Source organism: Flavobacterium degerlachei (assembly GCF_900106645.1).
GTDB classification, from domain to species: Bacteria; Bacteroidota; Bacteroidia; order Flavobacteriales; family Flavobacteriaceae; genus Flavobacterium; species Flavobacterium degerlachei.
In genome coordinates this window covers 78,783-101,713 of the sequence record NZ_FNMV01000004.1, presented here as the reverse complement: position 1 = coordinate 101,713, position 22,931 = coordinate 78,783, and the positions used below count along the sequence as shown (strand labels likewise).

Here is a 22,931-nt window from a genome sequence, read left to right as displayed (position 1 = left end):
TGCTTGATCAAAAAAGAAACAAAAAAATCAAGTCTTCACTTCCTCGTCGGTCAAATTAGTTTTCGAACACTAAAAGAAAAAAACTCTCCGCCGCGGCGGATCAAACGGCTTTTCTTTTTACGTATTCTTCAAACATTTGACGCTCGACTGCGGAAGCTAATGACAAGTGAACCTATTAACTAAAAGAAATTTTAGTTTACAATTCAACTTATAGCCCCGTACGTCATTTTATATTACTTATTTCTACACCGCCCTTAAATAAAAAGAATAGGAAAACAACGAAGAAGTGAAGCGGCAGCAGTCCGCGAGTTGAGGACGAAGGACGAACGGCTCGGGCTGCGGAGTGGAACTTCAAGGTAGTTTTCAAGCTTTATATTTTCAGGCTTGATCTTTTGTTTCTTTTGCATCAAGGCAAATCGAAGATTCAGCGAACACCACTTAAAATAAAAGTTAAGTGAGCTAAAAGAAAAGAACTCCTTAAAAGTACAAAACTACATTTACTACGATTCTCTAGCTACTTTTATAATCTCTCGTCTAGATCACAAACCAACAGCAAAATCACCTTTTTAATTCAATAAATCCGAATTGTCTCTTGCAAGAGCATTATACACACTCTTAACATCCTGTGAAAATTCTTTTTTCAAAATTAAATTAGCCGTAGCCGTATAAACAAAAATCGTGTCTTTAACCCCTATAAAAGCCGTATAATTATCAGTCCCAATCACCATGTTTCCGTTTTCATCGACTGTATGACCAATGCTAACCAAATAGTCATATACCGATTCAAATGAACCCAAATCAGACCAGGCAAATTGAGAGGAAACCACTTTTATTTTCTTAGAGCGTTCCATCACCGCATAATCAATGCTGATTGAAGGAATATCAAGAGATAGTGCCAAATCTAAATTTCCATTCGTGTTACTTTCCCAAACCAGTTTTGATTTCTCATAAACTTCAGGATGAAAGGCTTTCAATTCTTCCAATAAAACGCTTGCTTTAAAGCAAAACATCCCACTGTTCCAAAGAAAATTTCCTTTGGCTATAAAATCTCTGGCTGAAACCTGATTGGGTTTTTCTCTAAAAGAAATTACATCGTCCCCTTTGCGCTCTATGTACCCATATCCCGTTTCCGGCTTTGTAGGTACAATACCAAAAGTAACAATGTATCCCTGTGATGCTTTTTCAACTGCTTCTTCAATAGCCGTTTCATAGTTTTCCATATCATCAATAATATGATCCGATGGGGTGATAATCAAAATATCGTCCGGATCAGCAGCAAATGCAGCAAATGCAATGGCTGCAGCCGTATTTCGTGGAGTCGACTCGATAATATCGATGTATTCCGTATTTGATTTCTCTAATACTTTTCGGCTCAAATGACAGTTATCAATATTCCCAACGACCATCACTTTATCAGCAATATTGCGATTGCGATCAACGGTCATTTCAAACAACGATTTACCGTCAAAAATGTCAAGGTATTGTTTCGGTTGACTTTTGCGTGACAAAGGCCACAAACGACTTCCTACCCCTCCTGTGAGAATGACATGCGTGATTGAATGTTTATTTTCCATATTTTTTTATTCGTTGTTCGTTGTTCGATGTTCGATGTTCGTTGGAAAAACGTGAAACGTTTTTCGCCATTCGGTCAACGGTGGACGATTTTCGACAAACGGTCAACGATGGACGGTGAACTGTCGACGGTCAACGAAAAACGGCTATGCCGCCAACGACTTTATCAATTTATACAACATCATTTTTATTCTTGTGCATAATTCAGACAACATTTTATAGTCATCCTCTACAATGTACCCTAGTTCCTTAGATAAAAATAAATGATAATTTGTTTCTTCTAAAGATCCTTTTGAAATATATAAGAACTGAATGAATTCCTTTTTATATTGTCTGGCTTGGCCTTCAATTATATTAGTAGGTACACTAGCGGCACTTCTTCTCACTTGACTTGTAAGACCAAATTGCTCCGACTTCGGAAAGTCCTGAGTAACTTTATATACGGCCAATGTCAATTGATGCGCAGTTTTCCATACTTCTAAATTGGATTCCATATTTTATTCGTTAGTTCGATGCTCGTTTTTCGTTTTTCGATGTTCGATGTTCGATGTTCGTTGTTCGTTGTTCGTTGTTCGTTGTTCGTTGTTCGTTGGAAAAACGTGAAACGTTTTTCGCCATTCGGTCAACGATGGACGGTGAACGGTGAACGAAAGACGATGTTCGATGTTCGATGTACGGTGAACGGTGAACGGTGAACGGTGAACGGTGAACGGTGAACGGTGAACGGTGAACGGTGAACGAAAGACGATGTTCGATAGAAAAACGTAAACGTTTTTCTTTTACCGATAGACGATAGACGATGGACGAAAAACGAAAAACGATCAACGACTTTTACAGTCTACCATCCACATTGTCACCTAAAACCCCTTTAACGTCATACAACAGACTATTTGTATTTTGTAACTGCGATAAATCCATGTCCAAAAATTCAGAGTGTGCTACAGCCAAAACTACTGCATCAAACTTTTGATTGGGAACCGTATTGCTCGTTACTAATTTGTATTCTTTATTGACTGCTTCTGGACTAGCCAAAGGGTCGTATATAGAAACGCTAATACCGTAATCAGCTAAAGCGGCAATCACATCCACAATTTTAGTATTGCGAACATCAGGGCAATTCTCTTTGAAAGTAATCCCAAGCATTAAGAGCGTAGCTCCATTAACTGAAATCCCTTTCTTGATCATTAACTTCACAATTTGAGAAGCAACATATTCTCCCATACTATCATTCAAGCGTCTTCCAGCCAAAATAATTTCGGGATGATACCCCATTTCTTGTGCTTTTTGTGCCAAATAATAAGGATCAACACCAATACAATGACCTCCTACTAAACCCGGTTTAAAAGGAAGAAAATTCCATTTGGTACCCGCAGCTTCTAAAACAGCCTGGGTATCGATATCCAACAATTGGAATATTTTAGCCAATTCGTTTACAAATGCAATATTAATGTCTCGTTGCGAATTCTCTATCACCTTTGCTGCCTCGGCAACTTTAATTGATGGTGCCAGATGCGTACCAGCCGTAATCACGGATTGGTACAACTCATTTACTTTTTGGCCAATTTCAGGAGTGGAACCTGAAGTCACTTTTAATATTTTATCTACTGTATGCTCTTTGTCTCCAGGATTTATTCTCTCAGGAGAGTATCCCACGAAGAAATCAACATTAAATTTTAGTCCAGATACGCGTTCCAAAACAGGCACACACTCTTCTTCAGTCACGCCCGGATACACCGTAGATTCATAAATTACAATATCTCCTTTTTTCAATAGTTTCCCTACTGTTTCAGATGATCTGTATAGTGGAGTCAAGTCAGGACGGTTATTTTTATCAACTGGTGTAGGCACTGTAACCACATAATAATTACAATCAGTTACTTCCTCTAAAACAGAAGTACAATACAGACCAACTGCAGCACTTGTTTTTTCAACCAAGACATTCGACAACGAAATCGAATCAATTTCGAGTGTCGCATCATAGGCTGATTTTAATTCGGCAACCCTTGATTCATTAATGTCAAATCCGATTACTGCATGTTTTGTGGCAAATAATCGCGCCAATGGTAAACCAACGTAACCAAGACCTATAACCGCTATTTTTATATTTGAAACCATTTTTACTGAAGTAAATCTTTACACAATTTAGGGCATATAGTTGAATACATCCTACCGCTTCGCATTTCCAACCCACAATATTGTGGTAGAAAGTAAGCAAAATTTGAGTTGGCAAATATAGGGAGATTTAATCGTTCTTTTCACTACGATTTTTGTTTTAAAAGACGCCAGTAGAGAGTTAATGCGCTATCACAAACGCAAATACCTGAATATCAATAAACAATACATTCATTTAACATTTTATTTACATAAAAATATCACCTAATTAGGTTAGAGTCCAAACCCCACTTAAGCTTGTTTTTATAAGAAAAACCTACGTTATTAATGCTCGCCCCTTTAGTTATTCAAAACACAGTATCATTTAGTATAGTTCTAATACTATTACCCCTAAATAAAGAATCAGATTCTCAATGTATCTTCTTTTCGCTTTTCGAATGTAAATCCAAAAACTAGGGTATCAGTCTCTACAATGTCACTCCAAGCCAAGTCAAAATTTATATCAAAAAAGGCCAAGCTTACCCAATATTTAAATTTGGTAAACTTGACCTTTTTAATTTTGTTAATAATCAGACTTCGAATTGATTTCTAATAACTAAAAATATGATTCGACTATAGATTTCAGTGTAATATTCAAAAATCAAATAGCTGGGTCTCTTCTTTAGAATTGCAGAACCTCTGAGCTAATTGACTAATAAGCAATTCTTTTAAAATAGTATGAAAAACTTACATAACATTTATTTAAAATTCATTTTTAAGGTACATCCCATTGATTCCAATACCAGAACATAATGGGTGTTTTTAATTTCCTGTACAGTGGCCTCCTGTGCAATGAATGGCCCAGATTCTAAGGTGATTTTATCTCCAATTTGAAATGCATCTACAGATACATCACATTGTTCCGGTGTACTAAGCCAATTTTTTATCGTACTAATTTCTTCATTGCGGACAATAGCGGGTTTCCCCAACCAAAATAAATAGCGCACCACTCCAACCGACTGGAAGACAGAATTACGATCCGCCTCAGACAGCTGAACAAATACATAGGAATTAAAAAGCGGCACTTCAACCTTTTTCTTGCGGTCTGACCATTGACGCACTTTTGTGATTAATGGACAGTAACATTCAACACCGAATTTAGTTAATTGTTCAGCAACTTTCTTTTCCCACTTCGGTTTTGTATAAACTACATACCAGTTCATCATTTATATTGTATTGTCATAAATTATTATTTAATTTCAGAAGTTAGAATCGCTTACAAAGATGAAAACATGCTTACAATTCTTTACTTTGTAACTCTATAGCTTTGCACCCCTTAAACCTTTAAACTCTTAAACCTTAAACTTTCAAACCCTTCAACTAAGAACCTATCGCTTGGCACACAAATCCAATTTCCTCCATTTTAGCACGATCTAAAATATTTCTTCCATCAAAGACAAAAGCAGGCTTTTGCATGGAGTCATAGATTTTTTGCCAATCATACTGCACAAACTCATCCCATTCTGTCAGCACGGCTATGGCATGTGCATTTGCACAGGCTTCATAAGGATCATCAAATGAAGTAACACAGGCACTATTTTTTTCTGTAGATCGTGTTTCGAGATAATCTAGGTCAGCTAGGACCTTTTTAGCGGACACCTTTGGGTCATAAACCGCAATTTGCGCTTGCTCATTGATTAAATCATCCGCAACATAAATGGCAGCTGATTCTCTGGTGTCGTTGGTATCTTTTTTGAAAGCCCATCCCAAGAATGCAATTTTTTTATCGGCTACTGTGTTATATAAGGTTTGTACTATTTTATTAGAAAAACGTCTTTTTTGGTAGTCATTCATAATAATTACCTGTTCCCAATAATCAGCCACTTCGTGCAATCCATAGGATTTAGCAATGTAAACTAAATTCAAAATATCTTTTTGAAAACAAGAGCCTCCAAAACCTACAGAAGCTTTAAGGAACTTTGCCCCAATTCTACTATCCATTCCAATGGCTTTTGCTACTTCGTTCACATCAGCACCCGTTTTTTCACACAATTCTGACATTGCGTTTACCGAAGATATTCTCTGCGCTAAAAATGCATTAGCAGTCAATTTAGATAACTCTGACGACCAAACGTTCGTAGTCAATATTTTATCCGTAGGTACCCAATTAGCGTACACATCTACCAATGCTTGTATTGCTTTTTGTCCTTCTTCAGTAGTATCTCCTCCAATTAATATTCGGTCTGGGTTTAACAAATCCTGCACTGCAGTTCCTTCCGCCAAAAATTCTGGGTTAGAAAGAATTTGAAATTGTACACCATTCCCAGTATTATCTAAAATACTTTTTATAGCCTCAGCAGTTCTTACTGGAAGCGTTGATTTTTCAACAACAATTTTATCGTCTTTTGCTATTTTAGCAATTTGTCTGGCACATAATTCAATGAATTTCAAATCAGCAGCCATACCTTTTCCTTTACCATAAGTTTTAGTAGGCGTATTCACTGATATAAAAATTATTTGCGCTTCATCAATGGCTTTTTCAACATTGGTAGAGAAAAATAAATTTCTTCCTCTTGCTTCCTTTACAATCTCTGACAAGCCCGGTTCGTAAATTGGAATATTATCAACGTCTTCATCATTCCATGCGGCGATTCTCTCTTCATTCAAATCGACCACTGTAACCTGAATTTGAGGGCATTTTTGGGCAATAATAGCCATTGTAGGTCCACCAACATATCCTGCCCCGATGCAACAAATTTTTGTAATTTTCATTTCTATTTTTTTTATTCTTTGTTCTCTTCTCTTTATTCTCTTCTCTTTATTCTATTCTCTTTATTCTATTCTCTTTATTCTATTCTCTTTATTCTATTCTCTTTACTCTTTCTCAACGCAGGTTATTCCAATACCAATCCACCGCTTCTTCAAGACCTTGCTGTAAAGAAAATTTCGGGTCGTAGGCTAAAAGTTCCTTTGCCTTATCAATACTTGCCAAAGAATGCGGAATATCTCCCGCTCTATTTGGACCATACTCTATAGCGACATTTGCTATTTCTGGATCGTATTTCGATAAAAACTCCTTTAGATAATTTACTAAATTATTCAATGTATTCCTATCTCCGAAAGCCGTATTATAAACCGTATTCACAGCCAATTCATTTGTAGTAGTGATCGCCAATTCATTCATTTGAATGACATTATCGATATAGGTAAAATCTCGTGAGTAATTCCCATCCCCATTAATCACAGGACTTTCATGCTGCATTAATTGCATCACAAATTTCGGGATTACGGCAGCGTAGGCACCTTTAGGGTCCTGTTTTCTACCAAAAACATTAAAATACCGAAGACCTATCGTTTCTAGTCCATAGGTTTTACTGAAAATTTCAGCATATAATTCGTTTACATATTTGGTTATCGCATACGGAGACAAGGGTTTCCCAATAACATCTTCCACTTTCGGCAAGCCAACAGAATCTCCGTAAGTAGATGAACTAGCAGCATAAACAAATCGTTTTACCTTAGCATCTGTAGCAGCCACTAGCATATTCAAAAAACCAGAGACATTTACATCATTAGTCGTAACCGGATCGTTTATAGAACGTGGCACCGACCCTAAAGCGGCTTGATGCAACACATAATCAACACCTTTTACGGCATTGGCACAATCAGCTGCATTACGTATGTCCCCTTCAATCAATCGATAATTGGGGTTATTTATAAAGTCCTTTAAATTGTGTCTGTGCCCAGTGGCAAAATTATCCAAACAAACTACCTTATACCCTTTTGACAAAAAATATTCACTTAGATTAGACCCAATAAATCCTGCCCCTCCCGTGATTAGTATCGTACTTCTCGTTTCTTCTTTCATCATTTTCTAATCTATTTATATACCTAGTCCTTTGCGGAACTTACTAATCATTTTTTGAATAGCCGTTTTAGGCTCTCCTTCATCATCATAACCATTTGAATAAGTCCCATAGCCATTGCCATAGCCATAGCCATAACCGTAACCGTAACCTGCACCGTATTTCGCCTTATTCTCAAACCCATTAAAAATAATAGATGCATTGTCTAATTCCCCTCGTTTAATTCTATTGTTGAGCAAGGTAATCATTTCTTTTTTCGAAAAATTTTGTCTCACTATATACAAGGTAACATCAGCATATTGAGATAATTCTAATGCGTCTGACACCAAACCAACAGGTGGCGTATCTAAAATAATATAATCGTAGGTTTTCTTTAATTCTTCAATTAATTCAGCCATAGAATCACCCATAATTAATTCTGATGGGTTAGGCGGAATAGGGCCAGACAAGATTACATCCAGATAAGGAACCTGAGTATGATTAACAATTTCGTCTAAGCTTTTTTGTTTGATTAAGTAATTTACGATTCCAACGTCATTTGCCAAATTAAACTCCTCATACAGTTTAGGCTTCCTTAAATCGAGTCCAATAATCACCGTCTTTTTTCCGCTTAAAGCAAAAACAGTAGCTATATTTATACAACAAAATGTTTTTCCTTCTCCACTGACTGACGATGTAATCATAAGTGTTTTTGCTCCATCAACATTCTTCTGCTTGTACAAATACTGTAATGAAGAACGAATGGCCCTGAAAGATTCTGACAAAGCTGATTTAGGTCGGTCAAAAACCGCTAATTCAGAGATTTCTTTATTTAAACCCACAACCCCAATCAATGGGATTTTAGTCAGTTTATTAATGTCTTCCGTATTCTGTATTGAATTATTGATAAAGAAAATGAAAAAGACAAAAAGTAACGGAAACAAAATACCCAGAAATAATGCCAATACATAATTCACTGACGTCTTATTACCTATTAAGCCTCCTCCTACATCTTTTGCTGGATCTATAAAATGAATATCCGATAAATTTGCAGCTTTAACAATATCCGCTTCACTTCTTTTTTGAAGAAAGGTGCTATAGATATTATCGCTTAAATCATATTTTCGTTTAATCTTAATCAGTTCCTGTTGGTCATCCGGAAGGTCTCTTATGGTACTTTCCGTTTCATTAATTTTGCTATTCACAGTTGCCAGGTCAAATTGCAACTCCGCTTTTGCGGAAGCAATATTTACCAATAATACATTTTTAATGGCTTCCATCTGATTGTCAAAATCTTTGAAAATCTTATCACTTTTTACGGCATAAGCCATTTCTGATCTTTGGGTAGAAAGCGAAATCAGTTTGGATACATTGACAACCACATTTGGATCTTCTATTCCGGCTACTGATGGCGCTGGCAGTTTAGAATAGTCTACACTGTTTTTCAAATACGCTTTTAATGAATTATAGTAAGTGATTTTACGGGTCACCTCGTCTCTCTTGACATCAAATTCAAGCATCTTATCCGAGAATTTCGCACCACCTTGCTCTATATCATAAATATTTTTACCCTTTCTAAATGATTTCAATTCATTTCCAGTTTCCTTTAACTGTGATTCCATGGCAACCAAGGTGCTATCAATAAATGCAATCGTGTTTGTCGCAAATTGGTTTTTACCGTCCAATTGTCTTTTGATTAGCATTTTTACAGTCGAATTAAGATACTCAACCATTCTTGCCTTATTTGCCCCCTGCATTCCCAGCGTAAGTATAGATCCCCCTTTGTCTCCTGATCGCACATTCACTCCTTGATAACGAGCGACTGTACCATTAAAATCATTAAATTGAACAAAATACTCGTTTCCTTTGTAAAAACCGGGGTTGTCATTTATTTGCAATTTCCAATTCAAAAAAGGCAACACAACTCGTTCTCCTACTTTGTACTTTTTTACAAAATCCCCGACCGCAACTGAAGTTTTACTATACGAATTATCAGTATAATTCACTAATGAAACAGAGTTACTTGCAAATGGAATTTTAATCTCATACTCGGTATCGCTCAAAAAAGTAATACTGATTGGACTTCCTGCTATTTGAGGTTTTGACTTATCGATTTGCACATAAAAAGGAACTGCTCCATAAGCATCTTCCATATTATACTTGCCCTGAACTAGATAATCAATGTAATATTGTAATTTTTCAACGACTAACTCATTATGAGATCTTGATTGTATCGTAGTTGAAATAGTTTGAACCTGATCAGAAGTACCTCCCCAGTTAAAAACCAAACTTGTATTAGAAGTAAATAGAGGATTACTTTCTTCCTTTACAGAAATAAGCGTTTCCATACTATACACTTTTCCTTTACGAATATTCACCTGATAGGCAACAGTAAAAGTGATGAGTAAACTCAATATGAACCATTTCCAATAACTTCCGATTTTTATTAAAAACCCTTTAAAATCAAAACTTACCTGATTTTCAAAAATCGAAAAATCTTTTATATCTAACATTTTTTGATTCCTGTTTTAATTCTTAAATAGTAAAAAGAAAATTGTTGTTGCCACTGAAAACAATGTAGTTATAGTCCCGAATGATTCTATACCAGTTTTCCCTGTACCCCATGTCTTTTGCTTCAGTGGCTTGACATAGATATAGTCATTGGGTTGCAAATAAAAATAAGGCGAATTCATCACCTTAATATCCGTAAGGTCGAGATCATGCATTTGGACTCCAGTAGGTGTGTTCCTAATGATGGTTACCGCTTTTCTATTACCAGTAATAGTAATATCTCCTGCATTTGCAATAGCTTCCATGATAGTTACATTCTCTTGAAATAAGGTTTTAGTTCCTGTACTCCCTATCTCTCCATTGATAGTATACTTGAAACCTGATAACTTTACTATCACAAAAATATTAGCTTCTTTATTAAAATATTCCGCAAGTAATTGTTTCTCAATTTTAAGTCTTACTTCATCCAAAGTAAAACCAATCACATTTACATCACCAAGAACTGGCATTCTTATATTTCCGTGATCATCAACAGTAAAACCCTCAAAGTATAATCCTGATGCTGACTTTCCTGCTTCACCTTGATTTGTAGTATTGAAAATGGTCACTAATTTTGGGTCAATCGCTTTAATACTTATACTTAACACATCGTTTGTTTGCAATCTATACGGTTTTGCCATAACGGCAGAAATCGAGTTCTCCACATCAGCCCCATCCTTTTTTTGCAAGTAAATTAAATCTTGAGTTGGAATACAAGAAGTGAATACAAAGCTGATACTTATGAATAAAAAGAAAATATACTTCTTCATTTTGATGATTTAGGTAACAAATATAGCTTTTCATTTATTATATAAAAAGTTTAACAATTTATTAAGCAAATTAATTGTTTTTAAACGATTTTTCAAACGGAACCCGCTGTAAAATACTTCTCCCTAAGGTTACTTCATCAGCATATTCCAACTCATCACCCACTGCAATTCCGCGAGCAATTGTAGAAATAACAATATCTGCATCGGCAATCTGTTTATAGATATAAAAATTAGTGGTGTCTCCTTCCATTGTTGAGCTCAAAGCAAAAATTACTTCATTGACGCTACCCGATTTAACCTTCTCTACTAATGTACTTATTTTCAACTGACTTGGCCCCACACCGTCAATAGGCGAAATCTTACCTCCCAAAACATGATAAACACCTCGATATTGACCTGTATTTTCAATAGCCATAACATCTCGAATATCTTCAACAACACAAACAAGTTGATGATTCCTATTGGTATTGGCACAAATCTCACATACCGCACTGTCAGAAATATTATGACAATTCTCACAATATTTAATATCCTCCCGCATGTTAACCAATGCCTGAGCCAAAAATCCTGTTTGTTCTTTGGGTTGTTTTAATAAATGCAGCACCAATCTCAAGGCAGATCTCTTACCAATCCCTGGCAATTGCGCAATTTCGTTAACCGCTTTTTCTATTAATTTTGATGAAAATTCCATAACTGCAAATGTAGCAATTTGTTTATTTGTTTGCTCTGTTAAATTCCCATTCCCTTCCCTAAAACAAGTCTTTTTCAAATAATTGAATCAAGAAATATCCGATTAAACAAAAAATTGTATTTTGGTCACACTAAATCCAACAAATGACTCCATTCGCCATACTCTCGCTCATCATAGTATACTTCGGAATATTGTTTACAATTTCCCATTTCACAAGTAAAAAAGACAGCGGGAACGATGCTTTCTTTAAAGCCAATAAAAACTCAAAATGGTATTTAGTTGCTTTTGGAATGATTGGAACAGCACTTTCCGGAGTGACATTCATTTCAGTCCCGGGAGAAGTGGGTGCTCCAAGTGGAGAACAATTTAAATACTTTCAGTTTGTAATAGGTAACGCGATTGGGTTCATTCTTATTGCCAAAGTATTGCTCCCATTATATTACCGAATGAACTTGACTTCCATTTATGGCTACATAGAACGCCGACTGGGAACTTATTCCTATAAAACCGCTGCCACAATATTCCTGATAAGTAGGACTATTGGTTCCGCCTTTAGGCTATACTTGGTAGTTATCGTTCTACAACGTTATGTATTTGACTTTTACGGAATTCCATTTGCAGCTACCGTACTTATTTCTTTGGCTTTAATATTTGCCTATACTTATCGTGGCGGTTTAAAAACCATTATCATTACGGATACTTTGCAAACATTTTTCCTAGTCACTTCGGTCTTCATGACTATTTATTTTATATGCAGAAGCATGGATCTAGATATAATCGAAGCGTTTTCAGCAGTAAAAAACAGCAACTATTCCAAAATATTCTTCTTTGAAGATTTCCTGTCCAGCAAATTTCACTTTGTAAAACAAATATTAGGAGGTATTTTCGTAACAATTGCCATGGTAGGATTAGACCAAGATCTAATGCAAAAAAACTTGAGTTGTGCGACTATTGGCGAAGCCCAAAAAAACATGTTTACTTTTACAGGGATATTTGTTTTGATCAACATCTTCTTTCTTAGCGTGGGTGCCTTACTGTATATCTATGCTGCAAAAAACGGAATCGAAGTCCCTACAGATTTGGTTACTGGAAAACCAAGAACCGACTTGCTATTTCCAGAAATCGCTTTTCATCATCTAACGCTAATTCCATCTGTGATTTTCTTATTAGGATTAACGGCAGCAACATTTGCCACTACTGATTCGGCCCTAACAGCTCTTACAACTTCATTCTGCGTTGACTTCTTAGCGATGGACAAAACTGAAAACAAAAACAAAACCAACGCTGTAAAAAAAAGACATTTGGTTCATCTTGTTTTTTGTTTTTTAATGTTTCTGGTGATTGTGTTTTTTAACGCCATCAATGACAGCTCCGTGGTAGGAATGATATTTAGGGTAGCTTCCTATACCTATGGACCATTACTTGGACTATACTGTTTTGGACTGTTTATGAAATCAAAAACCGTAAGGGATAAATGGGTACCTGTAATATGTATATTATCCCCAGCCCTAACCTTTTTGATTAGCGAAAATTCAAAAACATTGTTTTTTGGGTATGTTTTTGACAACGAGCTTATCATCATCAATGGACTAATCACTTTTATTGGCTTGCTGATAATTAGCAAACCAACTTCTGAAAAAATAAGCTTCTAGGTTTTTAGCCCTGATAGATGTATAAATCCTTTTCCTTTTTTTCTTAAAAAAGGAAAAGATTACTTCGCCAGTTCGCTTTGCTCGGTCACAACGGATAGCCGGAAATAGCTCCCAGAAAAATTAATATCTATTAGTAGTCAATAACACTAATGTACAAGCTACTTCTGCTTTGATATTATTTAATTCTAAAAGTTGGTATAACTCAGGATTTTCAGTTCCAGGATTAAAAATCACACGCTTTGGCTTTGCTTCTACTATATAATTGTAATAGTCACGCTGACGCGCCGGATTTAAATACAGAGTGATTGTGTCAATGTTAGACAAAGGAATTGCTTTAGTTTTAATTTTAATTCCTGCCACTTCCCCTGCATTTTGGCCAATAGCTAATACTGAATGTCCTTTATCAACGAGCATTTCTATTGCTTTGTATGCATATCTTTCTGGTTTTGTGGTCGCACCTAAAACTACAGTTTTTTTATTTTTCATTGTCTCAATTATTATTTTTTGCAAAAGTAGTAAAATACTATAGTCCCTTTTCATTTTAAATCAATATCTTTCGATTTCATTTGCTAATATAAAAAGCTTAAATCACATTAATTATAATCTTTTATTAATATTGAGTGCGCTATTTTCTGTACCCAAACCCACTAATTTCGCAAAAAAAACATGGAACTTTTTATTTCTCTATTTGCAGCACTTTTCTCCGTTTTAAACCCAATAGGAACAGTCCCTATCTTTGTGGGACTAACCATGGACGACGATAAAAAAGAGCGATCGCGCATTTCCTTATGGACTGCCATAAACGTTTTTATCATCTTGGTCATCTCGTTCTTTTTCGGTGAATATGTTTTGTCTTTCTTTGGAATAAGCATTGAAGCACTTCGTATTGCAGGAGGTATTATTATCGCCACCTCAGGATTTTCATTGCTTACAGGAAATTTCAATAAGAAACGAGGAGTAAATAAAAAAGTAGAAAATGATGCCCAAAGAAGAAATGATATTGCTTTAACACCGCTGGCAATTCCAATGTTAGCAGGCCCAGGATCGATCTCATTATTGATTGCTTTTTACCATGAACACCACGAAATGTTTGAAATTGGCATATCGGTTTTGGCTATTTTCGCTGTTGCAGTTGCGATATTCATTACTTTAAGAAGTGCACATTATTTGGCTAAAATACTAGGAGCTTCTGGAATTGTGGCTATTTCACGAATTGTGGGATTTATCGTAATTGCTATTGGAGTTCAATATATTATTAGCTCTATAATCACAATAGTTCAAACTAATTTAATGTAAAAAGAAATACTTGTAAAAAAAATGACCTTCATTTCTGAAGGTCATTTTTTTTTATGCTTTAGGAAGGAAAATTTCTGCCATCATGCATCGGGCGCTTCCGCCACCGCAAGCTTCTATAGTATCTAAACTTGAACTAAGAATTGTAGCATGTTTCTCTAACTGTGTTATTTGCTTAGGAGTTAAACTTTGATGTGCAGCAGAACTCATCACCAAATATCTTTTATCATCAGCACCGCGTACTTCTAACATATTCCCTGCAAAACTATTAACTTGTGCCTCAGTAATCAGAACGACTTCTTTATTGTCCTTCTTTAGATTATCTAAAACCATTTTGCGTTCTTTTTTATCATCAATGCAATCTGCACAAATTACGGCAAAAGTTTCGCCTAAACACATCATGACATTGGTGTGATAAATTAATTTTCTTTCGCCATTTACCGTTTGAAAAGCTTCAAAAAGTATTGGCTCATAATCAAAATCTTCACAAAACTCTATAAAAAGCTCTTCATCAGCTCTAGGCGATAACGCACAATATGCTTTCTCATTCGCTCTATCAAGTAGCAAACTACCCGTTCCTTCTAAGAAAAAACCATCATCCTCTGCTTCAGTATAGTCAACAATATTTTCGATTTTAAACCCTTTCTCTTCTAACATATCCAAGATTTCCTCTCGGCGTTCCTCACGACGATTCACGGCAAACATAGGATACAAAGCCACATCAGCATTTTCATGAAAAGAAACCCAATTGTTAGGAAAGATACTATCTGGTGTATCTGGATTCAAGGTATCATCAACTACTATCACATCAACACCAACTGCTCTTAACTTCTCAACGAAATCATCAAATTCTTGTTGTGCTTTAGCATTTACAGTTGCTGGCAAAAGGCCATCTAACACTTTTTGATAATAATTATTCACAGCCGTTTGTTCGTTCATTCTAAACGCAACAGGGCGAATCATTAATATGGAGTTTGTCGTTTGTTTCATATATTTTTAGTTTAAAGTTTAATAGTTTAAAGTTTAATATTGAGCAACATTAAACTTTAAACCATAAACAAATATTTATTCTCTAATTAAAGGTAAAGTGGAACATCGTAATAAACCTTCTTGCTTAGAAATCTCAGCATAAGGAATTTCTTCTACTGTAAAACCATGGTCTCGCAACCAATTGTTTAATCTCGTAAAATTCTTCTCAGAAACTACCACATTCGAATCAATAGAAAATATATTTGAATTCATTTTATACATTTCCTCTCTTGTGATATGAAATAAATTTTCTTTCCCAAAAAGGTTTACCAAGTAAAGGTAATCTGCTTCTTCACGAAACCCACTTTTGTATATTATTCCTTTGTCAACGCCTACGGGCTGGAAACAGCAATCCAGATGCAAGGCATTATCTCTTGCTTCTATTTTTGATTTAACCAAATCGAATTCTTTCACAATCTTATTTGGAAACAAATCCTTAATAAACTGCACTCCCTGCATATTTGTTCTGGCCGTAATATAGGATGCGTAATCACTTCCTTTATAAGTACCAATAAAAATATGATCATCCCAAAGCATAACATCACCACCCTCTATATGCACTTCCTCAGGAGGACGCACCACTTTTTTAGGATCAATTTGATCAATTATATATTGAATTGCATCCAACTCCGCCTCACGTTCAGGCAGAATATTAGATTTAATAAAAATACCATCAATAACAAACCCGATATCTCTGGTAAATATTTGATTGTAATTTTCAATTAACTCAGGTCGAAAAACGGTTACATCATATTTCTTTAGCACTTTATTAAATGCTTCCATCTCAGTTACCATATCTTTTTCTACTGGATAGGTTCCAGCTAAAATATGTTCCAGTGATTTTGGGTCATATGCTTCATCAACCGAAGGTGTAGGCCCATTATTAACTGCAGTACCTAACACTACAGCTTTCAACCTTGAAGTCTCATTATTTACTTTTAATTCTAGCATATATTTATTTACTATTTTGAGCAAAGATAAAAAAAGCCTCACTAGTTAGTGAAGCTTTTTTAATACTCTTTTTATTTATTCAGGTTTCTTAAAATCCCTTAAGTTAGCTCCTGTATATACTTGTCTTGGCCTTCCAATTGGCTCTTTGTTTTCACGCATCTCTTTCCATTGTGCAATCCAACCTGGTAGACGTCCTATTGCGAACATCACAGTAAACATATCAGTTGGAATACCTAATGCTCTATAAATAATTCCAGAATAGAAATCTACATTTGGATATAAATTTCTTGATTTGAAATATTCATCTTCTAAAGCAGCAGCCTCTAATTTTTTGGCTATAGCCAAAATAGGATCATCTACACCTAAAGTTTCTAAAACTTCATTTGCAGCTTTCTTGATGATTTGTGCTCTTGGGTCAAAACTTTTATAAACTCTATGTCCAAATCCCATTAAACGGAATGGATCCTCTTTATCTTTGGCTTTAGCCATATAAGCATCTGTATCACCACCATTCTTGTGAATTTCTTCTAACATTTCAAGAACAGCTTGATTTGCACCACCATGAAGTGGACCCCAAAGTGCAGAAACTCCTGCAGAAATAGATGCAAATAATCCAGCATGAGAAGAACCTACCATTCTAACAGTAGATGTAGAGCAGTTTTGCTCATGATCTGCGTGTAAAATGAATAATTTATCTAATGCATCAATTACTATCGGATTTGCTTTATAAGGCTCCGTTGGCAATTTAAACATTAAATCCATGAAGTTTTCAACATAGCCTTTAGTGTTATCGTAGTAATTCAAAGGATAACCCATGCTTTTTCTATAAGTCCAAGTGGCAATCACTAAGAATTTACCCATTGTCTTACAAACAGCCTGATACATTTCCTTGTCATTATCAACATTAACCGATTTAGGGTTAAATGCAGTTAATGCACTTGTCAAAGCAGCTAAAACACCCATTGGATGTGCTGTTCGTGGAAAACCATCAATGATGCTTTTCATTTCTTCATTGACAAGGGTATATTTTCTAATATCAACTTCAAATTGTTCCAACTGAGCTGCAGTTGGCAATTCTCCGAAGATTAGCAGAAATGAAACTTCTAAAAAATCAGCTTTTTCAGCTAGATCTTCAATTGAATATCCTCTGTAACGCAGAATTCCAAGTTCCCCATCTAAGAAAGTGATTTTACTAGTACAAGAACCTGAGTTTTTATACCCTGGGTCAAGAGTGATAATCCCAGTTAAATCTCGTAATTTTTTAATATCGATAGCTTCTTCGTTTTCACTTCCTTTGATTATTGGAAATTCATATCTCTTACCATCAATTTCTATTGTAGCTGTTTTTGACATAATATTTTGAAAATAAATCTTTACATTTAATAATTTACCAAATCTAAGGATAAAAACATGAATTAAAAAGAGAAATTGTTACTGATATTGTTAAAATCAACAAAAAAGCCATTCGTTTAACACGAATGGCTTTAAAAAATATAAATCTTGAAATTTTATTTTATTTTGAATGCATTTTTCCCAGGAAAATAAGCAGTTTCTCCCAACTCTTCTTCTATTCTTAACAGTTGGTTGTATTTTGCCATACGGTCAGAACGAGACGCAGAACCAGTCTTAATTTGCCCACAGTTCAATGCTACCGCTAAATCAGCGATTGTATTATCTTCTGTTTCACCAGAACGGTGTGACATTACTGAAGTATACCCTGCGTTTTTAGCCATGTTTACAGCTGCAATAGTCTCAGTAAGGGTACCAATTTGGTTAACTTTGATAAGAATTGAATTTGCAATTCCTTTTTCAATACCAGTTGACAAACGCGCTACGTTTGTTACAAATAAATCATCACCTACTAATTGTACTTTATCTCCAATTTTTTCAGTTAATAATTTCCATCCGTCCCAGTCATTTTCGTCCATACCATCTTCAATAGATATGATTGGGTATTTAGCAGCTAATTCAGCTAAATAATCAACTTGTTCAGCAGAAGTTCTTACTTTACCTGTTTCGCCTTCAAATTTAGAGTAATCATATTTTCCGTCTACATAAAATTCTGCAGCAGCACAATCTAAAGCAATCATAATCTCGTCTCCAAATGTGTATCCTGCTATTTCAACAGCTTTTTTGATAGTATCTAATGCATCTTCAGTACCACCAGCTAAATTTGGTGCAAAACCACCTTCATCACCTACTGCTGTAGAAAGACCTCTATCATGTAATACTTTTTTAAGGCTATGAAAAATCTCAGTCCCCATTTGCATTGCATGTGTGAAAGAAGTTGCTTTTACTGGAAAAATCATAAATTCTTGAAACGCGATTGGCGCATCAGAATGTGAACCTCCATTGATGATATTCATCATTGGAACCGGTAAAGTGTTTGCAGAAACACCACCCACGTATCTGTACAAAGGCAATCCCAATTCATTAGCAGCTGCTTTTGCAACAGCAAGGGAAACTCCTAAAATTGCGTTTGCTCCTAGATTTGATTTGTTTGGAGTGCCATCTAATTCAATCATTGTTTGATCGATTAAATTTTGTTCAAAAACTGATGTCCCTAACAATTCTTCAGCAATAATGGTATTAACATTTTTCACTGCATTCAAAACTCCTTTTCCTAAAAAGGCTTTTCCTCCATCACGTAACTCTACAGCTTCATGTTCTCCGGTTGAAGCTCCAGATGGAACTGCCGCTCTACCCAAAACACCATTTTCTGTAACTACATCTACTTCAATAGTAGGATTTCCTCTCGAATCGAAAATTTGTCTTGCGTGAATTTTGATAATAATACTCATACTACTTTATTTAAAATTATAATACTACAAATATATCCTATCTTTTTAAATGATAATATCAAAATAATGAATGTTATTAACGAAAACGTTATAATTATTTTCCAAAATCAAATAATTAGCACATTTCCTATAAATCACTTCTTTATTTTCTGTTATTAATTAAAAAAATGGAAACTAACTCAACTAACGAGTCAGAAAATACAAAAGCAGACGAATAAATCTTTTTAAGAATAAATAAACATGTTAAAACGCTAATTATCAATTATTTGAACTAACTTTATATAGCTAAATTCAAAATCAGATGGACACATTAGACAATTCGAATAATTCACCTCAAATCGTAGCGCTTTTAAAAAACCACTCAACACCTTTGCAAAACTTAGAAGATCTAGATCCTCTTATGGATTACATAGGTGATGCAAAATACGTCCTACTTGGTGAAGCTTCTCACGGAACACACGAATACTACACATGGAGAGCAAAAATAACGCAGCGCCTAATTAAGGAAAAAGGATTCTCATTTGTGGGCGTTGAAGGAGACTGGCCAGATTGCTACCGTTTAAACCGATATGCAAAGGGATACCTAAATTCAGGCACAGATATTTACACAGTTATGAATGAATTCAAAAGATGGCCTACATGGATGTGGGCTAATTGGGAAACAGCAGCATTTATAGAATGGTTAAAAGAATACAATAAAAAATTATCCGCCGATAAAAGAATAGGCTTTTATGGATTAGACGTTTACAGCTTTAGCGAATCAATGAATTCCATCATAGAATATTTAGAAAAGAATGATCCTAAAGCATTGCAGATTGCAAGAACAGCCCTGGAATGCTTTGAACCCTACTCAAAAGACGAAGGTCAATCCTATGCCAGAGCCTCAGCTTTTGTACCAATATTATGCGAGAAAGAAATCCTCACAATGCTTACGGAAATAAGAAAAAATATCCCTAACTATAACTCTGATGCTGAAAACGTAATGAGCACGGAGCAAAATGCATATATCGCTAGAAATGCTGAAAAGTATTATAGAGCTATGATAAAGAGAGGTTCGGCTTCTTGGAACATCCGTGATGAGCATATGGTTTCAACAATAGAAAGACTTTTAAAGTTTCATGGCAATCAGTCAAAGGTAATTGTTTGGGAGCACAACACTCATATTGGGGACGCGCGAGCTACGGACATGGCATCAGAAGGCATGGTAAATGTAGGTCAACTACTAAGGGAACAATACGCAACTGAAGGAGTTATAGCTATTGGTTTTGGATCCTATAAAGGCAGTGTGATAGCCGGCAGAAATTGGGGAGATGATATGAGAACGTTAAAAGTCCCTAAAGCTATAGAAGGAAGTTGGGAACATGCATTTCACCTTGCAAGTAATGGTCAAAATAGACTATTATTAATGAACAACATTCGCAATGAAAAATGTATTTCAGACTACATTGGCCACCGGGCAATAGGTGTAGTTTATAATCCAGAACATGAAAGCTACGGGAATTACGTACCTACTATTTTGCCAAAAAGATATGACGCCTTCATTTACATTGACCAAACAACCGCATTACATCCACTACACATTCAACCGGACGGCAGTCAAATCCCAGAAACATATCCTTTTGGTATGTAGTTTGAATTCCTATCATAAAAATAGGGCCTGACTTTACTAAAAAGTCAGGCCCAATATAATTTGATAAATTGCGACTTATATAAGCAACAACTATAGCATTATCCTTTGATATTTTCAATAAATTGATCAAACAAATAAGAAGAGTCATGTGGTCCAGGACTTGCTTCTGGGTGATATTGAACTGAGAAACAATTTTTATTTTTCATTCGCATACCAGCCACAGTTCCATCATTAAGATGAAGATGCGTAATCTCTAAATCTGGATTATTGTCTAATTCTTCTTTACTAACTGCAAAACCATGATTTTGAGACGTGATTTCCCCTTTTCCAGTAATAAGATTTTTAACAGGATGATTTATTCCTCTATGTCCGTTAAACATCTTATAAGTTGAAACCCCATTTGCCAAACCAATTACTTGATGACCTAAACAAATTCCGAATAATGGTCTATTATTTTCGAGTATTTCTCTAGCTACTTGAATCGCACCTGATAATGGCTCAGGGTCACCAGGGCCATTCGACAAGAAATAACCGTCAGGGTTAAATGCTGCCAAATCCTGATATGATGAGTCGAAAGGATAAACCTTTATATAGCAGTCTCTTTTTGCAAGATTTCGCAAGATATTTGTTTTTATTCCTAAATCTAGTGCAGAAATCTTATAAGTAGCATTCTCATCACCATAAAAATAAGGTTCTTTGGTAGAAACTTTCGAAGCTAATTCCAATCCCTTCATATCTGGAACATTTGCTAGTGCTAACTTTAAATCTTCGATTGGAGTTCCATCAGTACAGATAACTGAATTCATTGCACCATTATCTCTAATGTAACTTACCAATGCTCTTGTATCTACATCTGAGATACAAATTAAGTTTTCTTTGACGAAGTAATCCTCTAAACTTTCAGATGCATCAGCACGAGAGTAATTAAAACTAAAGTTCTTACAAACCAAACCGGAGATTTTAATGCTTGACGATTCTACTTCCTTTTCACTGACACCATAATTTCCAATATGGGCATTAGTAGCTACCATTATTTGACCGAAATAAGATGGGTCAGTAAAGATTTCTTGATAACCAGTCATTCCTGTATTGAAACACACTTCACCAAAAGTGGTTCCGCTGATTCCGATAGATTTCCCGTGAAAAATAGTTCCATCACTTAATAAAAGTATGGCACTTTGTCTTGTTGTATATTTCATTCGTTGATTTCTATTATTATTTTAATAGTCTCATGGAACTCGCAAAGCTAGTTTCATTTGTAGTTAAATATTGTGCAAATTTAATTCTTTAATGCAATGGAAGCAAACTTTTGAAATTTATTATGGAAATAAAAAGTTCTAAACTAGACCTGATGGAAACGACATCCTTTTTATCCTGAACTTGATTCAGGATCCTGAATCAAGTTCAGGATAAAAAGATACAGTGAACAGCACGACCAATCTCGAACGAAGCTCATTAGATTTACTCCAAAAAAAACAAAAAAAAAGGATAAACTATAAATAGCTTATCCTTGATTTTTATTGAATGATTATTTTCATAACTATTCAGCTGCGTCAGTAGTTGTTTCAGTTTCAGCGGCTGGAGCTTCAGTAGCTTCATCTGCTTTCTTTGCTTTTCCACCACGACGGCTTTTTGCTTTTTTAACTTCTTTTTTACCACCATTGTAAAGTTCATTGAAATCTACAAGTTCGATCATTGCCATATCAGCATTATCTCCCAAACGATTTCCAACTTTAATGATACGAGTGTATCCACCTGGACGGTCACCAACTTTAGCAGCTACGTCTCTGAACAAGTCAGTTACCGCATATTTGCTACGTAAGTAAGCGAAACAAATACGACGGTTGTGAGTCGTATCAGTTTTAGATTTTGTTATTAAAGGCTCAACGAATTGTTTAAGCGCTTTTGCTTTAGCAACAGTAGTGTTAATACGTTTGTGCTCGATAAGAGAACAAGCCATATTAGCTAACATAGATTTTCTATGTGCTGTCTGTCTGCTAAGGTGATTGAATTTTTTTCCGTGTCTCATGACCAATTTATTTTAACTTCATCTTGC

19 protein-coding genes are annotated in these 22,931 nt (G+C 35.3%); 3 read left to right on the top strand and 16 right to left on the bottom strand.

From position 1 onward, the window contains the following. Positions 1 to 566: 566 nt before the first annotated feature. The 9 genes from BLV91_RS05420 to recR all read right to left on the bottom strand — a co-directional run bounded on the left by BLV91_RS05420 (position 567) and on the right by recR (position 11,519). Positions 567 to 1,574 (bottom strand): mannose-1-phosphate guanylyltransferase, encoded by a 1,008-nt coding sequence (locus tag BLV91_RS05420; protein WP_091430476.1) that lies wholly within the window; start codon positions 1,572 to 1,574, stop codon positions 567 to 569. A gap of 144 nt (positions 1,575 to 1,718) precedes the next feature. After that, complete coding sequence (locus BLV91_RS05415; protein ID WP_091430474.1) at positions 1,719 to 2,066, bottom strand: four helix bundle protein; 348 nt, start codon at positions 2,064 to 2,066, stop codon at positions 1,719 to 1,721. Positions 2,067 to 2,403: 337 nt separating this feature from the next. Beyond that, positions 2,404 to 3,687 (bottom strand): nucleotide sugar dehydrogenase, encoded by a 1,284-nt coding sequence (locus BLV91_RS05410; RefSeq protein ID WP_091430473.1) that lies wholly within the window; start codon positions 3,685 to 3,687, stop codon positions 2,404 to 2,406. Between the two features lie 734 nt (positions 3,688 to 4,421). Further along, entirely contained in the window at positions 4,422 to 4,886 is a 465-nt protein-coding gene (locus BLV91_RS05405; protein WP_091430791.1) for a UpxY family transcription antiterminator, read from the bottom strand. A gap of 157 nt (positions 4,887 to 5,043) precedes the next feature. Beyond that, complete coding sequence (locus BLV91_RS05400) at positions 5,044 to 6,435, bottom strand: UDP-glucose 6-dehydrogenase (protein WP_091430471.1); 1,392 nt, start codon at positions 6,433 to 6,435, stop codon at positions 5,044 to 5,046. Positions 6,436 to 6,547: 112 nt separating this feature from the next. Next, positions 6,548 to 7,534 (bottom strand): SDR family oxidoreductase, encoded by a 987-nt coding sequence (locus BLV91_RS05390; RefSeq protein WP_394331831.1) that lies wholly within the window; start codon positions 7,532 to 7,534, stop codon positions 6,548 to 6,550. Between the two features lie 12 nt (positions 7,535 to 7,546). Beyond that, positions 7,547 to 10,021 (bottom strand): polysaccharide biosynthesis tyrosine autokinase, encoded by a 2,475-nt coding sequence (locus BLV91_RS05385; protein WP_091430464.1) that lies wholly within the window; start codon positions 10,019 to 10,021, stop codon positions 7,547 to 7,549. Positions 10,022 to 10,036: 15 nt separating this feature from the next. Then, a complete protein-coding gene (locus BLV91_RS05380) occupies positions 10,037 to 10,828 on the bottom strand; it encodes a polysaccharide biosynthesis/export family protein (RefSeq protein ID WP_091430462.1) in 792 nt (263 codons plus the stop codon). Between the two features lie 70 nt (positions 10,829 to 10,898). After that, on the bottom strand, positions 10,899 to 11,519 hold the full coding sequence (gene recR / locus BLV91_RS05375; protein WP_091430790.1) for a recombination mediator RecR: 621 nt from the start codon (positions 11,517 to 11,519) through the stop codon (positions 10,899 to 10,901). Between the two features lie 143 nt (positions 11,520 to 11,662). On the opposite strand from recR, the gene BLV91_RS05370 reads away from it, so the two are divergent. Then, positions 11,663 to 13,171 (top strand): sodium:solute symporter, encoded by a 1,509-nt coding sequence (locus tag BLV91_RS05370; protein WP_091430461.1) that lies wholly within the window; start codon positions 11,663 to 11,665, stop codon positions 13,169 to 13,171. A 120-nt stretch (positions 13,172 to 13,291) separates the two neighbouring features. Here the strand turns inward: BLV91_RS05370 and BLV91_RS05365 are convergent, their stop codons facing one another. Continuing rightward, positions 13,292 to 13,657 (bottom strand): CoA-binding protein, encoded by a 366-nt coding sequence (locus BLV91_RS05365; RefSeq protein WP_091430459.1) that lies wholly within the window; start codon positions 13,655 to 13,657, stop codon positions 13,292 to 13,294. Positions 13,658 to 13,837: 180 nt separating this feature from the next. On the opposite strand from BLV91_RS05365, the gene BLV91_RS05360 reads away from it, so the two are divergent. Continuing rightward, on the top strand, positions 13,838 to 14,467 hold the full coding sequence (locus BLV91_RS05360; RefSeq protein ID WP_091430458.1) for a MarC family NAAT transporter: 630 nt from the start codon (positions 13,838 to 13,840) through the stop codon (positions 14,465 to 14,467). A 51-nt stretch (positions 14,468 to 14,518) separates the two neighbouring features. Here BLV91_RS05360 and ctlX read toward each other — a convergent pair whose 3' ends face one another. The 4 genes from ctlX to eno form a co-directional block, all read right to left on the bottom strand. After that, a complete protein-coding gene (gene ctlX / locus BLV91_RS05355) occupies positions 14,519 to 15,454 on the bottom strand; it encodes a citrulline utilization hydrolase CtlX (protein WP_091430456.1) in 936 nt (311 codons plus the stop codon). 75 nt (positions 15,455 to 15,529) lie between these two features. Beyond that, a complete protein-coding gene (locus BLV91_RS05350) occupies positions 15,530 to 16,444 on the bottom strand; it encodes a dimethylarginine dimethylaminohydrolase family protein (RefSeq protein ID WP_091430454.1) in 915 nt (304 codons plus the stop codon). Positions 16,445 to 16,519: 75 nt separating this feature from the next. Next, positions 16,520 to 17,797 (bottom strand): citrate synthase, encoded by a 1,278-nt coding sequence (locus tag BLV91_RS05345; protein WP_091430451.1) that lies wholly within the window; start codon positions 17,795 to 17,797, stop codon positions 16,520 to 16,522. 155 nt (positions 17,798 to 17,952) lie between these two features. Next, positions 17,953 to 19,245: a phosphopyruvate hydratase gene (gene eno / locus BLV91_RS05340; RefSeq protein WP_091430449.1), complete on the bottom strand. Its 1,293-nt coding sequence runs from the start codon at positions 19,243 to 19,245 to the stop codon at positions 17,953 to 17,955. Between the two features lie 301 nt (positions 19,246 to 19,546). On the opposite strand from eno, the gene BLV91_RS05335 reads away from it, so the two are divergent. Then, a complete protein-coding gene (locus BLV91_RS05335) occupies positions 19,547 to 20,875 on the top strand; it encodes an erythromycin esterase family protein (protein ID WP_091430447.1) in 1,329 nt (442 codons plus the stop codon). 98 nt (positions 20,876 to 20,973) lie between these two features. Here BLV91_RS05335 and carA read toward each other — a convergent pair whose 3' ends face one another. Beyond that, complete coding sequence (gene carA / locus BLV91_RS05330; RefSeq protein ID WP_091430445.1) at positions 20,974 to 22,074, bottom strand: glutamine-hydrolyzing carbamoyl-phosphate synthase small subunit; 1,101 nt, start codon at positions 22,072 to 22,074, stop codon at positions 20,974 to 20,976. Positions 22,075 to 22,415: 341 nt separating this feature from the next. Next, positions 22,416 to 22,904, bottom strand: coding sequence for a 50S ribosomal protein L17 (gene rplQ / locus BLV91_RS05325; RefSeq protein ID WP_040473600.1), 489 nt, complete (start codon positions 22,902 to 22,904; stop codon positions 22,416 to 22,418). Positions 22,905 to 22,931: the final 27 nt, after the last annotated feature.